This window comes from Pseudomonas sp. 3JA (assembly GCF_036961705.1).
GTDB lineage: Bacteria > Pseudomonadota > Gammaproteobacteria > Pseudomonadales > Pseudomonadaceae > Aquipseudomonas > Aquipseudomonas fluorescens_Q.
In genome coordinates this window covers 1-13,863 of the sequence record NZ_JBAMDJ010000049.1, presented here as the reverse complement: position 1 = coordinate 13,863, position 13,863 = coordinate 1, and the positions used below count along the sequence as shown (strand labels likewise).

General features: G+C 61.4%; 12 protein-coding genes. 5 read left to right on the top strand and 7 right to left on the bottom strand.

Annotated elements, in window-relative coordinates; translation table 11 throughout:
- Positions 1-10 precede the first annotated feature (10 nt).
- The 4 genes from tauA to V7773_RS26595 all read right to left on the bottom strand — a co-directional run bounded on the left by tauA (position 11) and on the right by V7773_RS26595 (position 5,800).
- Entirely contained in the window at positions 11-988 is a 978-nt protein-coding gene (gene tauA, locus V7773_RS26610; RefSeq protein WP_336076110.1) for a taurine ABC transporter substrate-binding protein, read from the bottom strand.
- Positions 989-1,238: 250 nt separating this feature from the next.
- Positions 1,239-2,822, bottom strand: coding sequence for a glutamate--cysteine ligase (gene gshA, locus V7773_RS26605; protein ID WP_336076109.1), 1,584 nt, complete (start codon positions 2,820-2,822; stop codon positions 1,239-1,241).
- Positions 2,823-3,092: 270 nt separating this feature from the next.
- Positions 3,093-3,476 (bottom strand): PaaI family thioesterase, encoded by a 384-nt coding sequence (locus V7773_RS26600; RefSeq protein ID WP_014336033.1) that lies wholly within the window; start codon positions 3,474-3,476, stop codon positions 3,093-3,095.
- On the bottom strand, positions 3,476-5,800 hold the full coding sequence (locus V7773_RS26595) for a Tex family protein (protein WP_336076108.1): 2,325 nt from the start codon (positions 5,798-5,800) through the stop codon (positions 3,476-3,478). Before V7773_RS26595 ends, V7773_RS26600 begins: the two co-directional genes overlap by 1 nt.
- Positions 5,801-6,155: 355 nt before the next feature.
- Between V7773_RS26595 and ompR the strand changes: the two genes are divergently transcribed.
- Positions 6,156-6,896: an osmolarity response regulator transcription factor OmpR gene (ompR, locus tag V7773_RS26590; RefSeq protein ID WP_003196691.1), complete on the top strand. Its 741-nt coding sequence runs from the start codon at positions 6,156-6,158 to the stop codon at positions 6,894-6,896.
- A 114-nt stretch (positions 6,897-7,010) separates the two neighbouring features.
- Complete coding sequence (locus tag V7773_RS26585) at positions 7,011-8,324, top strand: ATP-binding protein (protein WP_063323417.1); 1,314 nt, start codon at positions 7,011-7,013, stop codon at positions 8,322-8,324.
- A gap of 70 nt (positions 8,325-8,394) precedes the next feature.
- Here V7773_RS26585 and rimK read toward each other — a convergent pair whose 3' ends face one another.
- Positions 8,395-9,300, bottom strand: coding sequence for a 30S ribosomal protein S6--L-glutamate ligase (gene rimK / locus V7773_RS26580; RefSeq protein WP_003196697.1), 906 nt, complete (start codon positions 9,298-9,300; stop codon positions 8,395-8,397).
- Complete coding sequence (gene rimB, locus V7773_RS26575) at positions 9,297-9,779, bottom strand: retropepsin-like aspartic endopeptidase RimB (protein ID WP_003196699.1); 483 nt, start codon at positions 9,777-9,779, stop codon at positions 9,297-9,299. Before rimB ends, rimK begins: the two co-directional genes overlap by 4 nt.
- A 236-nt stretch (positions 9,780-10,015) precedes the next feature.
- Here rimB and V7773_RS26570 point away from each other — a divergent pair, with 236 nt between their 5' ends.
- The 3 genes from V7773_RS26570 (at position 10,016) to V7773_RS26560 (ending at position 13,282) form a co-directional block, all read left to right on the top strand.
- Positions 10,016-10,420 carry an RNA-binding S4 domain-containing protein gene (locus tag V7773_RS26570; RefSeq protein ID WP_072342873.1) on the top strand — a complete coding sequence of 135 codons (405 nt, stop codon included), beginning with the start codon at positions 10,016-10,018 and terminating at the stop codon, positions 10,418-10,420.
- Positions 10,421-10,656: 236 nt separating this feature from the next.
- Entirely contained in the window at positions 10,657-11,559 is a 903-nt protein-coding gene (hslO, locus tag V7773_RS26565; protein WP_336076107.1) for an Hsp33 family molecular chaperone HslO, read from the top strand.
- Between the two features lie 178 nt (positions 11,560-11,737).
- Positions 11,738-13,282 (top strand): phosphoenolpyruvate carboxykinase, encoded by a 1,545-nt coding sequence (locus V7773_RS26560; protein ID WP_092463061.1) that lies wholly within the window; start codon positions 11,738-11,740, stop codon positions 13,280-13,282.
- Positions 13,283-13,349: 67 nt separating this feature from the next.
- Here V7773_RS26560 and V7773_RS26555 read toward each other — a convergent pair whose 3' ends face one another.
- Positions 13,350-13,703, bottom strand: coding sequence for a DUF1493 family protein (locus tag V7773_RS26555; RefSeq protein WP_336076106.1), 354 nt, complete (start codon positions 13,701-13,703; stop codon positions 13,350-13,352).
- Between the last annotated feature and the right edge of the window lie 160 nt (positions 13,704-13,863).

Here is a 13,863-nt window from a genome sequence, read left to right as displayed (position 1 = left end):
CTTTTTTCGCTCAACGAGCAATGTATTTGGCGCTGACGTAAGGCGCGTAGTCCGGCAGCACGGCGTCGACCTTGCCTTGCTCCTTGAGGAACGCTGCGGTGTCGGTGATGGCTTGGGTGGTCGGTGCGCCGAGGCTCACGACCTGATCGGCCGCCAGGGGAAAGACGTTGCCTTGCAGCAACAGCGGGATATCGCTGGCCTTGGCGCCGGAGAGCTTCACCAGTTTGTCGACATTGGATGCATCGGCCAGCCAGGCTTGTGGGTCCTTGCGGTATTGGGCGTAGGCATCCAGGGTCACTTTGGCGAAGGCTGTGACAATTTCAGGGTGCTTCTGGGCGAAGTCCTTGCGCACAATCCAGGCGTCGAAGGTCGGGGCGCCGAACTTGGCCAGTTCCGCCGAGGTGATCAGGACCTTGCCATTTTCCTTGGCTACGCCCAGGGCCGGGTCCCAGACGTAGGTGGCGTCGATGTCACCGCGCTTCCAGGCGGCGATGATGGCCGGTGGCGCCAGGTTGAGTACGGTGACTTTCGACGGGTCGATGTTCCAGTGCTTCAACGCGGCGAGCAGGCTGTAGTGCCCGGTGGACACGAATGGCACGGCGATTTTCTTGCCGATCAGGTCTTGTGGGGAATTGATGCCCGAACCGTCACGAACCACCAAGGCTTCGGCGGCACCGATCTGGGTGGCGATGAGGAAGGTTTCCACCGGGACCTTGCGGGTGATGGCCGCCGTCAACGGGCTGGAACCGAGGTAGCCGATCTGCACGTCGCCCGAGGCGATGGCGGTGATGACATCGGCGCCGTTATCGAACTTGCGCCAGTCGATCCTGGCTTGGGTGGCTTTTTCATAGGCGCCATCGGCCTGGGCGACCTTGGCCGGGTCGACGGTGGTCTGGTAGGCGACGGTCAGGTCGGCTGCCTGGACAAAAAAGCTGGTGACGGCCAGGGAGGCGGCCGCGAGAAGGCGAAGGGGGAAACGCAAAGACATGGGAAAGCTCCTCAACAGGCCGCCGGATGTTCGGCGTTGAAGGAGACTAAATGATCTAAGAATTGGAAAATAAATAACTTTTTCGAATGAGCTTATTTTCGAAAAAATCTATTGAAGATGGCTAAGCCCCCCGTGGCGAGGGAGCTTGCTCCCGCTGGGCTGCGCAGCAGGCCCCATTTTTACGACTGCTGCGCAGCCGAGCGGGAGCAAGCTCCCTCGCCACAAGAGCATCCCCGTCAAAGAAGGATGATCAGTTACTGATCGCCAAAATGCTCGCCTGATACGAACCCACGAACACATCGAAATCGCCGACCTCGTTCTGTTCCAGCTCAGCTTGCTGGACCAGCGACTCGCGCGCGGCGTCTTCGAAGGCCGCCTGCTCCTGGGCGGGCAACGGCTCGGCGCGGAAGAACTCGGCGTGGGCCTTGCTTTGGCGCAGGGAGAACTGGGCAAAGCTTTCCTGATGTTCGGCCATGGCGGCCAGCACCTGGGCGGAGGGCGTCAGGGACGGGTCGCGGACTTTCGCCAGTTGTGCGTCCAGCGCCTGGCGGTGGGCATCGCCACCTTGGCTCTGGTCGAGCAGCGAGGCCAACGGTGCGATTTTTTCCAGCAATTCGACGGCCCAGGCCTGCATGTCCACCGCTTGACCCTGGCGCTGCAATTGCAGGCCAGGCTTGCGGCCTTCCTTGACCACGGTCAGGAAGTTGCTCGTGGCGTTGCCGCATTCGTTGTTTTCCAGCTGCGGGCTGTCATTGAGGCCGCAATACAGCAGGAACGCATCGAGGAATCGCGACTCGGTGAGGTCGATGCCCATCGGCAGGAACGGGTTGATGTCCAGGCAACGCACTTCGACGTACTGGATACCCCGGGCCATCAAGGCCTGGATCGGCCGCTCGCCGGTGTAGGTCACGCGTTTGGGGCGGATGTTGGAGTAGTACTCGTTTTCGATCTGCAGGATGTTGGTATTGAGCTGCACCCACTCGCCGTTCTGGTGAGTGCCGACTTCGACGTACGGCGCATAAGGCGTCGCCACCGCTTTGCGCAGGCTGTCGGTGTAGCTGGGCAGGTCGTTGTAGCAAGGCGTGAGGCCGGCCTGGGCGTTGCTCTGGTAACCCAGGTCGCTCATGCGCAGGCTGGTGGCGTAGGGCAGGTACAGGGTGTCCGGGTCCAGTTGCTCCAACTGGTGCGGGCGACCCCGCAGGAAACCGGCGTCCAGGGCCGGCGAGGCACCGAACAGGTACATCAGCAACCAGCTGTAGCGGCGGAAATTGCGGATCAGCGCGATGTAGGCCGACGACTGGAAATCACGGTCGCTGGCCTCGACGCCTTCGGCCTGCCGGAGCAGGGGCCAGAGCTTTTCAGGCAGAGAAAAGTTGTAGTGGATCCCGGCAATGCATTGCATGGTCTTGCCGTAGCGCAGGGCCAGGCCCTTGCGATAGACGTACTTGAGACGACCGATGTTCGAGGTGCCGTAATACGCGATCGGGATGTCCTCTTCCGCCGGCAGTGGGCACGGCATCGAAGGGCTCCACAGGTACTCGTCGCCGAGCTTGCTGTAGGCAAACCGATGGATCTTGTCGAGGCTGCGCAGGGTATCGGCGGGTTTGGTCAGGGCTGGCGTGATGAACTCCAGCAGCGACTCGGAATAGTCGGTAGTGATCTGTTCGTTGGTCAACGCCGAGCCCAGGGCCTTGGGGTGCGGGGTCTGCGCCAAATGCCCATCGCCAGTGACGCGCAGGCATTCGCGCTCGATGCCGTGCAGGCACTGTTCGAGCAGGGAGAGGTTGGCGCGCTCGCCGAGCAGGGCCAGGCGGCGGTTTAAAAGGTCGCTCAAGTTGAATTCCTTCACGCGTCAGTCGCCCCAATATGGGGGTGGGCAAGACGGTCTACAAGGGTGAAGTTGAAACTGGCGTTTTCGCCTGGTTTTCGTGCCAAAAGCTAGCCACCGCAACCCCACTGTGGGAGCGAGCTTGCTCGCGATGGCGGTGGATCAGCAACGTTGATCTTGCCTGACCCTGCGCTATCGCGAGCAAGCCCGCTCCCACAGGAAAGCCCGACACCGCATTTCGTGGCGTCGAAATTAACTCAAATCGATGACCGGGAGCTATAGGACAGCGAACGTGCCTTGCGCTTTTGCGACCAGTTTGTCGCCTTGCATCACCTCGGCTTCGACCACCAGCGTGCGCCGGCCGGGGTGGATGACCCGGGCGGTGCACAACACGTCGCCGTCGGACACGGCGCGGATGTAGTTGATCTTGCATTCGATGGTCGCGCTCTGCTGGTCAAAGCCGTGGACACTGGAACAGGCCAGCCCCATGGCGATGTCCACCAGGCTGAACAGCGCGCCGCCGTGCAGCTTGCCGCCGCGATTGCGCAGCGGCGGCTCAAGGCTCAGGGCGACTTGCGCCACCCCGTCCCCAAGGCTGTGCAGACGGCAGCCGAGCAGCTTGAAAAAAGCGCTCTCCACCAACCCGGCTGGCACGTCCATCAGCGTTTCTTCAACTGCTTGGCGTTGGCGAACAACGAAGCCATGGCGTTGTTCGTCGGTGCTGCGGTGGCGCTTTCCTTGCGCGGCGCGGTGTTTTGCGTCTGGCGTGGCGTCGAGCCAGGACGCGCACCACGGGCACCGTCGACTTTCTCGCCCGGCGTGTCGCTCATGCGCATCGACAGGCCAACGCGTTTGCGCGGGATGTCGACTTCCATCACCTTCACTTTCACCACATCACCGGCCTTCACCGCTTCGCGCGGGTCCTTGATGAACTTCTCCGACAGCGCCGAGATGTGTACCAGGCCGTCCTGGTGCACGCCGATGTCGACGAAGGCACCGAAGTTGGTGACGTTGGTCACCACGCCTTCGAGGATCATGCCCGGTTGCAGATCCTTGAGGTCTTCGACGCCGTCCTGGAACTCGGCGGTCTTGAACTCGGGGCGCGGGTCGCGGCCCGGTTTTTCCAGTTCCTGGAGGATGTCGGTGACGGTGGGCAGGCCGAAGGTTTCGTCGGTGAATTTCTTCGGGTCCAGGCGCTTGAGGAACGCGGCGTCGCCGATCAGCGAACGGATGTCGCGGTCGGTCTGGGCGGCGATGCGTTGCACCAGCGGGTAGGCTTCAGGGTGGACAGCGGAGGAGTCCAGCGGGTTATCGCCGTTCATCACCCGCAGGAAGCCGGCGGCCTGTTCGAAGGTCTTTTCACCCAGGCGCGGCACTTTCTTCAACGCGGCGCGGGTCTTGAACGCGCCGTGTTCGTCACGGTGGGTGACGATGTTCTGCGCCAGCGTGGCGTTCAGGCCGGAGATCCGCGCCAGCAGCGCCACCGAAGCGGTGTTCACGTCCACGCCCACGGCGTTCACGCAATCTTCCACCACCGCATCCAGGCCGCGCGCCAGTTTCAGTTGAGAAACGTCGTGCTGGTACTGGCCGACACCGATGGATTTGGGGTCGATCTTTACCAACTCCGCCAATGGGTCTTGCAGGCGACGGGCGATGGACACCGCGCCACGGATCGACACGTCCAGGTCCGGGAACTCCTTGGAGGCCAGTTCCGACGCCGAATAAACCGAAGCGCCGGCTTCGGAAACCATCACCTTGGTCATTTTCATGGCCGGGTATTTCTTGATCAGCTCGGCGGCCAGCTTGTCGGTCTCGCGGCTGGCGGTGCCGTTGCCGATGGCGATCAGGTCCACCGAATGCTTGGCACACAGGGCGGCGAGCACGGCGAGGGTCTGATCCCATTTGTTGTGCGGCACGTGCGGGTAGACTGTGGCGTGGTCCAGCAGCTTGCCGGTGGAGTCCACCACCGCGACCTTGCAGCCGGTGCGCAGGCCCGGGTCCAGGCCCAGGGTGGCGCGGGGACCGGCCGGTGCGGCCAGCAGCAGGTCATGCAGGTTGTGGGCGAACACGTTGATCGCCTCGGTCTCGGCGTTATCGCGCAACTCGCCCAGCAGGTCGGTTTCCAGGTGGGTGTAGAGCTTGACCTTCCAGGTCCAGCGCACCACCTCGGCCAGCCATTTGTCAGCGGGGCGGTTCTGGTTCTGGATGCCGAACTGCTGGCCGATCATGCCTTCGCACGGGTGCATGGTGCCTGGCAATTCTTCACCGACCTTCAGCGCGGAGCTGAGGATGCCTTCGTTGCGACCACGGAAAATCGCCAGGGCGCGGTGGGACGGCATGCTCTTGAGCGGTTCGTCGTGTTCGAAGTAGTCGCGGAACTTCGCGCCTTCCTCTTCCTTGCCGGCGATCACCCGGGCGCTGAGGGTGGCTTCCTGCTTGAGGTAGTTACGCAGTTTTTCCAGCAGGTTGGCGTCTTCGGCGAAACGTTCCATGAGGATGTACTTGGCGCCTTCCAGCGCCGCTTTCACGTCCGCCACGCCTTTTTCGGCATCGACGAAGCGCGCGGCTTCGGTTTCCGGGGCCAGGGTCGGGTCGTTGAACAGGCCGTCGGCCAGCTCGCCGAGGCCGGCTTCCAGGGCGATCTGGCCCTTGGTGCGGCGCTTTTGCTTGTAGGGCAGGTACAAGTCTTCGAGGCGGGTCTTGGTGTCGGCCAGCTTGATGTCGCGCTCGAGTTGCGGGGTCAGCTTGCCCTGCTCCTGGATGCTGGCCAGGATGCTGATGCGCCGTTCGTCGAGTTCTCGCAGGTAGCGCAGGCGTTCTTCCAGATGCCGCAATTGGGTGTCATCGAGGCTGCCGGTCACTTCTTTCCGGTAACGGGCGATGAAAGGCACCGTGGAGCCTTCATCGAGTAGCGCGACGGCCGCTTCGACCTGTTGTGGGCGTACACCGAGTTCCTCGGCGATGCGGCTGTTGATGCTGTCCATATAACCACCTGACAAATTGTGAAATCAGGCTCGCCACCGCAGAAGCAGGGCTCGGCGAGACTGGTTGAGCGGCCTGGCATGCGCCGCTGCCTGGGTCAAAAGGCTGCCTGTTGACCCGCGAAATTCAAAAAGTTGCCTTGCCAAGGCTGAAAAAATGGCACGCCGGGTCACGATCCGACATTCCCTGGCACAAAAGGCCGCGCATTATAACCAGCGTTCTGTCCTGAGGGGGGGACATGGTCTGTAGGCTTGATACCCGGATTTGTGGTGATAGAGGAAAAATCTGCTAACAATGCACACGGTGCGTATAACGGCAGCTAGGCCATAATGCGCGCCGAGATCAAAGGAGCTTCCTATGAGCAGCACTGCACAAACTGCTGAAGGCGAAAAAATTCTTATTGTTGACGACGATCCGGGGCTGAGCAGCTTGCTGGAACGCTTTTTCGTCAGCAAGGGCTACCGCGCCCGCACCGTACCGAATACCGAGCAAATGGATCGGTTGCTGGCCCGTGAAGTGTTCAACCTGGTCGTACTCGACCTGATGCTGCCCGGTGAAGACGGCCTGACCGCCTGCCGCCGCTTGCGCGGCGCCAACAACCAGATCCCGATCATCATGCTCACCGCCAAGGGCGACGAGCTTAGCCGTATCAAGGGCCTTGAACTGGGCGCCGACGATTACCTGGCCAAGCCGTTCAACCCCGACGAGCTGATGGCCCGCGTCAAGGCGGTGCTGCGTCGCCAGTCGGCGCCGGTGCCTGGCGCGCCGGGCAGCGAAGACGAAAGCGTGACTTTCGGCGACTACGAACTGTCCCTGGCCACCCGTGAGCTCAAGCGCGGCGATGAGGTCCACATGCTCACCACCGGCGAGTTCGCCGTGCTCAAGGCCCTGGTGATGAACGCCCGCCAGCCGCTGACCCGCGACAAACTGATGAACCTGGCCCGTGGTCGTGAATGGGATGCGCTGGAGCGCTCCATTGACGTGCAGATTTCCCGTCTGCGCCGGATGATCGAACCCGATCCTTCCAAGCCGCGGTACATCCAGACCGTCTGGGGCGTGGGTTACGTGTTCGTACCGGATGGCGCCGCCAGCAAGTGATCGGCGATTTGTAGGAGCGGGTGGCCTGGCCGGTTGAAATGTCTTCTTCCAGGCGACTCGCGGTCTGTCATTGTGCGAGCATCGCTCGCTCCTGCAAGTGTGTAGCGGTTATTCATGAAAACCCCCGTTTGGTTCCCCCAGAGTTTCTTCTCCCGCACCCTCTGGCTGGTGCTGATCGTCGTGCTCTTCTCCAAGGCACTGACGCTGGTGTACCTGCTGATGAACGAAGACGTGCTCGTGGACCGGCAGTACAGCCACGGCGTTGCCTTGACCTTGCGGGCCTATTGGGCTGCCGACGAAACCAATCGAGCGAAAATCGCCGAAGCCGCGACCCTGATCCGCGTCGTCGGTGCCGGCGTGCCGGAGGGCGAGCAGCATTGGCCCTACAGCGAGATCTATCAACGCCAGATGCAGGCCGAACTGGGCGCCGATACCGAGGTGCGCTTGCGTATGCATTCGCCGCCAGCGCTGTGGGTGCGGGCCCCGAGCCTGGGGGATGGCTGGCTGAAAGTGCCGTTGTACCCGCATCCGCTGCGCGGCCAGAAAATCTGGAACGTGCTCGGCTGGTTCCTGGCCATCGGCCTGCTGTCGACGGCATCGGCGTGGATCTTCGTCAGCCAGCTCAACCAACCCTTGAAACGCCTGGTCTACGCCGCCCGCCAACTAGGCCAGGGGCGTAGCGTGCGGCTGCCCATCAGCGATACGCCCAGCGAGATGACCGAGGTCTACCGTGCCTTCAACCAGATGGCCGAGGATGTCGAACAGGCCGGGCGCGAGCGTGAGTTGATGCTCGCGGGTGTCTCCCATGACTTGCGTACGCCGCTGACCCGGCTGCGGTTGTCGCTGGAGTTGATGGGCGAGCACACCGACTTGACTGACGAGATGGTCCGCGACATCGAGGACATGGACGCGATTCTCGACCAGTTCCTGGCGTTCATTCGCGACGGTCGTGACGAGTCTGTGGAAGAAGTGGACCTCAGTGAATTGGTGCGGGAGGTGGCTGCGCCCTATAACCAGAATGACGAAAAAGTGCACCTGCGCCTGGAGCCGATCCAGCCTTTCCCCCTGCGCCGGGTGTCGATGAAGCGCTTGTTGAACAACCTGATTGGCAATGCGCTGAACCACGCTGGCACCGGCGTCGAGGTCGCGGCCTATGTCTCCGGTGACACCAGCGCGCCTTACGTGGTGCTGAGCGTCATGGACCGAGGCGCCGGCATCGATCCCTCTGAGCTGGAAGCCATTTTCAACCCGTTCACTCGCGGCGATCGCGCCCGGGGCGGGAAGGGTACTGGGCTGGGCCTGGCCATCGTCAAGCGCATCGCCTCGATGCACGGCGGCAACGTCGAACTGCGCAATCGCGCGGGCGGTGGGCTGGAAGCGCGGGTGCGGTTACCGTTGGGGCTGATGCTGCCAAGGGATGCGGTATAGGGGCAGCTGCAAGCCGCGAGCTTCAAGCTGCAAGTTGAACCGGCTTGGCTTGAAGCTTGAAGCTGCTCTTCTAGCCCTTTCCTTTGGTCCGGGTCATGTTCGGCCCGCCATTCTTTTCCAGGTGTTCGATGATGATCCCTGCCACGTTCTTGCTTGTAGTGGTCTCGATTCCTTCCAGGCCTGGCGAGGAGTTGACCTCCATCACCAGCGGCCCGTGATTGGAGCGCAGGATGTCCACGCCGGCCACGGCTAGGCCCATGACTTTCGCGGCTCGCAGGGCGGTCATGCGTTCTTCCGGGGTAATCTTGATCAGGCTGGCACTGCCGCCGCGATGCAGGTTGGAGCGGAACTCTCCGGGTTTGGCCTGGCGTTTCATCGAGGCAATCACTTTATCGCCGACGACGAAGCAGCGAATGTCTGCGCCACCGGCTTCCTTGATGTACTCCTGGACCATGATGTTCTGCTTCAGGCCCATGAACGCCTCGATCACCGACTCCGCCGCCGTCGCGGTTTCACACAAGACCACGCCGATGCCCTGGGTGCCTTCCAGCACCTTGATCACCAGCGGTGCGCCGTTGACCATGGCAATCAGGTCGGGAATGTCGTCGGGGGAGTGGGCAAAACCGGTGACCGGCAGGCCTATCCCGCGCCGTGACAGCAGTTGCAGCGAGCGCAGCTTGTCCCGGGAGCGGGCGATGGCCACCGACTCGTTGAGGGGAAACACCCCCATCATTTCGAACTGGCGCAACACGGCGCAGCCATAGAACGTCACCGATGCGCCGATGCGCGGGATCACCGCGTCGAACCCTTCCAGCGGCTTGCCACGGTAGTGGATCTGAGGCTTGTGGCTGGCGATGTTCATGTAGGCGCGCAGGGTGTCGATCACCACCATTTCATGGCCTCGTTCGGTCCCGGCTTCAACCAGGCGACGAGTGGAATACAGACGCGGATTACGCGACAGCACAGCGATCTTCATGCAACACCTGTGGCAGAGGTAGTGGACACCGGGAATGCCGGCTTGTCTTGAACGTATTTGATACCCGGATTGACCACCAGTTGGCCGTCGATCAAGGCTTTGGAACCCAGTAACAGGCGGTATCGCATGGACTTGCGGCAGGCAAGGGTGAACTCGACCCGCCAGATCCGATCACCCAGTGCCAACGTGGTGCTGATCACGTAGCGGACCTGAGCGTGGCCGTTGGAGCTTTTTATTGTCTTGCGGGCCACCAGCGGGGCTTCGCAGCGGCGATGGCGCAATTGCACGACCGTACCGAGGTGGGCAGTGAAGCGCACCCACTTTTCGCCATCGCGCTCGAATGGCTCGATGTCTGTGGCATGCAGGCTGGAGGTGCTGGCGCCGGTGTCGATTTTTGCCCGCAGGCCCACGACTCCCAGATCCGGGAGCGCCACCCACTCGCGCAGACCGACAACGGTCAAATGGTCAAAAGTCTTCAATAAAAAAACCTGCGATCAGTACATCGGATCGTGGACTCCGCGAATCGCGGTATTCACGCAGAATAATCACAAAATGGCGACAGTTATCTACGCGCTTGTTTGTGCTTGTAACCGATTTCTAGCCAAGCCATGCATGTGGAGGCGATTTGGCGGGCATTCTATCCGTCGGCCCGGATTCGTGCGCTCGACAAAAACGGTAGTACAGTTCCGGCAATTGGCAGAAAAGAGGAATGGCAGTGGCACAAAAAAAGGAAGAGGACGACAAGGTCCGTCTCGATAAATGGTTGTGGGCGGCGCGATTCTACAAGACGCGGGCCCTGGCCAAGACCGCCATCGAGAGCGGCAAGGTTCATCACCGCGGAGAACGTTGCAAGCCGGGCAAGGAGCCACGCGTTGGCGATGAATTTGTCATTCGCACCGGCTTCGATGAAAAGACCGTGGTGGTCGAAGCTTTGTCGATCGTGCGTCGCGGCGCACCTGAAGCGCAGGCGCTGTATCGTGAGACCGAAGCCAGCATCGCCAAGCGCGAAGCCGCCGCCGCGCAACGCAAGGCCGGCGCCCTGGGGGTCAGCACCGATGGCAAGCCGAGCAAGAAGCAGCGCCGGGACCTGTTCAAATTTCATGGCAGCAATAACGAATAAAAAGGCTGGCGCAAGGCCCGTGGCGAGGGAGCTTGCTCCCGCTGGGCTGCGTAGCGGCCCCAAAATCTGACGGTCGCTGCGCAACCGAGCGGGAGCAAGCTCCCTCGCCACAATGACAATTCGGATTGAGTCATCGGTCTCTTCCCGTCAGGCAAACCCAAGCCTTGCTTGGAACCCACCGGCAATGCCCATAAAATGCCCGCCATCATTTGTCATCACCTCAGATACCAGACCCTATGACTGATTTACCGGATACCGACTACACCCAACGTTTCATCTTCGATGACAGCGACGCCCGTGGCGAGCTGGTGGCGTTGGAGCGTAGCTACGCCGAAGTCCTCGCCAAGCACCCCTATCCGGAGCCGGTCGCACAACTGCTCGGCGAGCTGATGGCGGCTGCGGCGTTGCTGGTGGGCACCTTGAAGTTCGATGGCTTGCTGATTCTCCAGGCGCGTTCCGAAGGTCCGGTCCCGCTGCTGATGATCGAGTGCTCCAGCGAGCGCGAGATCCGCGGCCTGGCCCGTTATCACGCCGAGCAGATCGCGCCCGACGCGACCCTGGCCGACATGATGCCCAACGGCGTGCTGGCCCTGACGGTGGACCCTACCCATGGCAAGCGCTACCAGGGCATCGTCGATCTCGATGGCGTGACCCTGGCTGAATGCTTCACCAACTACTTCGTCATGTCCCAGCAGACCAATACCCGCTTCTGGCTCTACGCCGACGGGCGGAGTGCCCGCGGTTTGCTGTTGCAACAACTGCCTGCCGATCGCCTGCGCGACCCGGAAGAACGCGACGCCAGTTGGCAGCACGTCACCGCTCTGGCCAGCACCCTGAGCGCCGATGAGCTGTTGAGCCTGGACAACGAAACCGTGCTGCATCGCCTCTATCACGAGGAGCAGGTACGCTTGTTCGACGGACAACCGTTGCGCTTCCAATGCAGTTGCTCTCGTGAACGTTCTGCCAATGCGCTGGTCAGTCTGGGTCTGGAAGATGCGCAGCAACTGGTGATCGAGCATGGCGGTGCCATCGAGATCGATTGCCAGTTTTGCAACGAGCGCTACCTGTTCGACGCGGCGGACATTGCGCAATTGTTCGCCGGTGCGGGTGTCGACACACCGTCAGATACTCGTCACTAAAACGGTTCAGCGCAGGTAAATCTCCTGGTAAACGCCGGATTTACGCCGTACTGACGGGAGGGCCCTACTCTTTTTGGGGTTTTCTGGCATAATCCGGCCCACTTTTTTCGGGTAGTAGTGCGCGACTTCCTACTACAAAACGTTTGGAGCACTCGGCCATGGGCCGACGGGGAATCTCATGACGCAAGCCAATAACGCCGTGTACACCGATCTGAGTGTCGATGATCTGGTCAAAGAAGCCCTGAATCGCGGTGAAGGCGAGCTTGCCGATACTGGCGCGCTGGTTGTTCGTACCGGTCATCGTACCGGTCGCTCGCCAGTCGACCGTTTCATCGTGGAAGAGCCAACCACCCAGGACGCCATTGCCTGGGGCCCGATCAACCGCAAGTTCCCGGCCGACAAGTTCGATGCCTTGTGGAACCGCGTTGAAGCCTACCTGGGCGAGCGCGAGCGTTTTGTCTCCCATGTGCATGTAGGTTCCGATCCTGCGCACTACCTGCCGGTCAAGATGACCACCGAGACAGCCTGGCACAACCTGTTCGGTCGCTGCCTGTTCATCAACCCCGAGCAGTACAACGCCGGCGGCAAGGATGAGTGGCAGATCCTCAACGCGCCGAACTTCGTCTGCGAGCCTGAGCGCGACGGCACCAACTCCGACGGTACCGTGATCATCAATTTCGCGGCCAAGAAAGTGCTGATCGCCGGCATGCGTTACGCCGGTGAGATGAAAAAAGCCCTGTTCTCCGTGCAGAACTTCCTGCTGCCAGCGGTCGATGTGCTGCCGATGCACTGCGCTGCCAACATGGGCGAAGAGGGCGACGTGACCCTGTTCTTCGGTCTGTCGGGCACTGGCAAGACCACCCTGTCTGCCGATGAAAGCCGTTACCTGATCGGCGACGACGAGCACGGCTGGGGCGTGGGCGTGGTCTTCAACATCGAAGGCGGTTGCTACGCCAAGTGCATCGACCTGTCCGAGAAGAACGAGCCGGTTATCTGGAAAGCCATCCAGCACGGCGCCGTGCTGGAAAACGTCGTCCTGGACCCAATCACCAAGAAAGCCGACTACGCCGACGACAGCCTGACCCAGAACAGCCGCGCCGCCTACCCGCGTGAGCTGATCGAAAAACGCGCACCGAAAAACCTCGGTGGCGAGCCCAACGCCGTGATCTTCCTGACCTGCGACCTGACCGGCGTACTGCCGCCTGTGTCGATTCTCAGCGAAGAGCAAGCCGCCTACCACTTCCTGTCCGGCTACACCGCACTGGTGGGCTCGACCGAAATGGGTTCGGGTAGCGGCATCAAGTCGACCTTCTCCACTTGCTTCGGCGCTCCGTTCTTCCCGCGTCCGGCCGGTGAGTACGCTGAGCTGCTGATCAAGCGTATCCGCGGCTTCGGCTCCAAGGTCTACCTGGTCAACACGGGCTGGACTGGCGGCGGCTATGGCGTCGGCAAGCGCTTCAACATCCCGACCACCCGTGCGGTGATCGCGGCGATCCAGAGCGGCGCGCTGATCGGTGCTGAAACCGAACACCTGGACATCATCAACCTGGACGTGCCGCTGGCTGTTCCGGGCGTCGAGACTGGCCTGTTGAACCCACGCAACACCTGGGCCGACAAAGCTGCCTACGACGAAGCCGCCAAGGCCTTGGCCGGGTTGTTCACCGAGAACTTCAAGAAGTTCGACGTGAGCGACGCGATCAAGGCTGCTGGTCCGCAGCTGTAAGGCTCGGTTAGCAGATGAAAAAGCCGCCCTCATCAGGGCGGCTTTTTTGTGGGTGCTGTCTTACCAGCTAGGCGTTTTCCACTTCCTGCGTATCCCATTGTTGTGCCTTGATGGCCTTGTAGAGCATGCCGATGGTCAACGGCATCTTATTGCCACGGCCCTTGGCCCTTCGCTTTTGAAACACGTCAAAGCCTTCCGGCTGGAAGTAGCGGTAAGCGTCATAGTCGACGAGATCGATGGCGAACCGCTCCTCCAATGCCTCCATCAGATGCCGAGCATCCGCGCCATCGCAGCCCAGATCGAAATTGATTGCCGTGCCCAGGCGAATGGTCTTGCGCTCGGGCAGGCCGATTTCTTCGTGGAGCAGTTCCATGAGTTGGCGCATGGCTGGGTCGTCGGGGAAGTCTGGCGCGAGATGCATGACGAAGTGTCCGGGCTGAAAGGGTGTGTCTATCTGGGTGAAAGTTTAGGGCGAAATCGTTGCCCATTGGAAAAAGAAGAAAAGTCTCACAACAGTCTTGGAACCGTCTGGTAAGGGGGCTTTTGGTTGCTCGGTATGGTTGGCCGCGCCCTTCAATGGG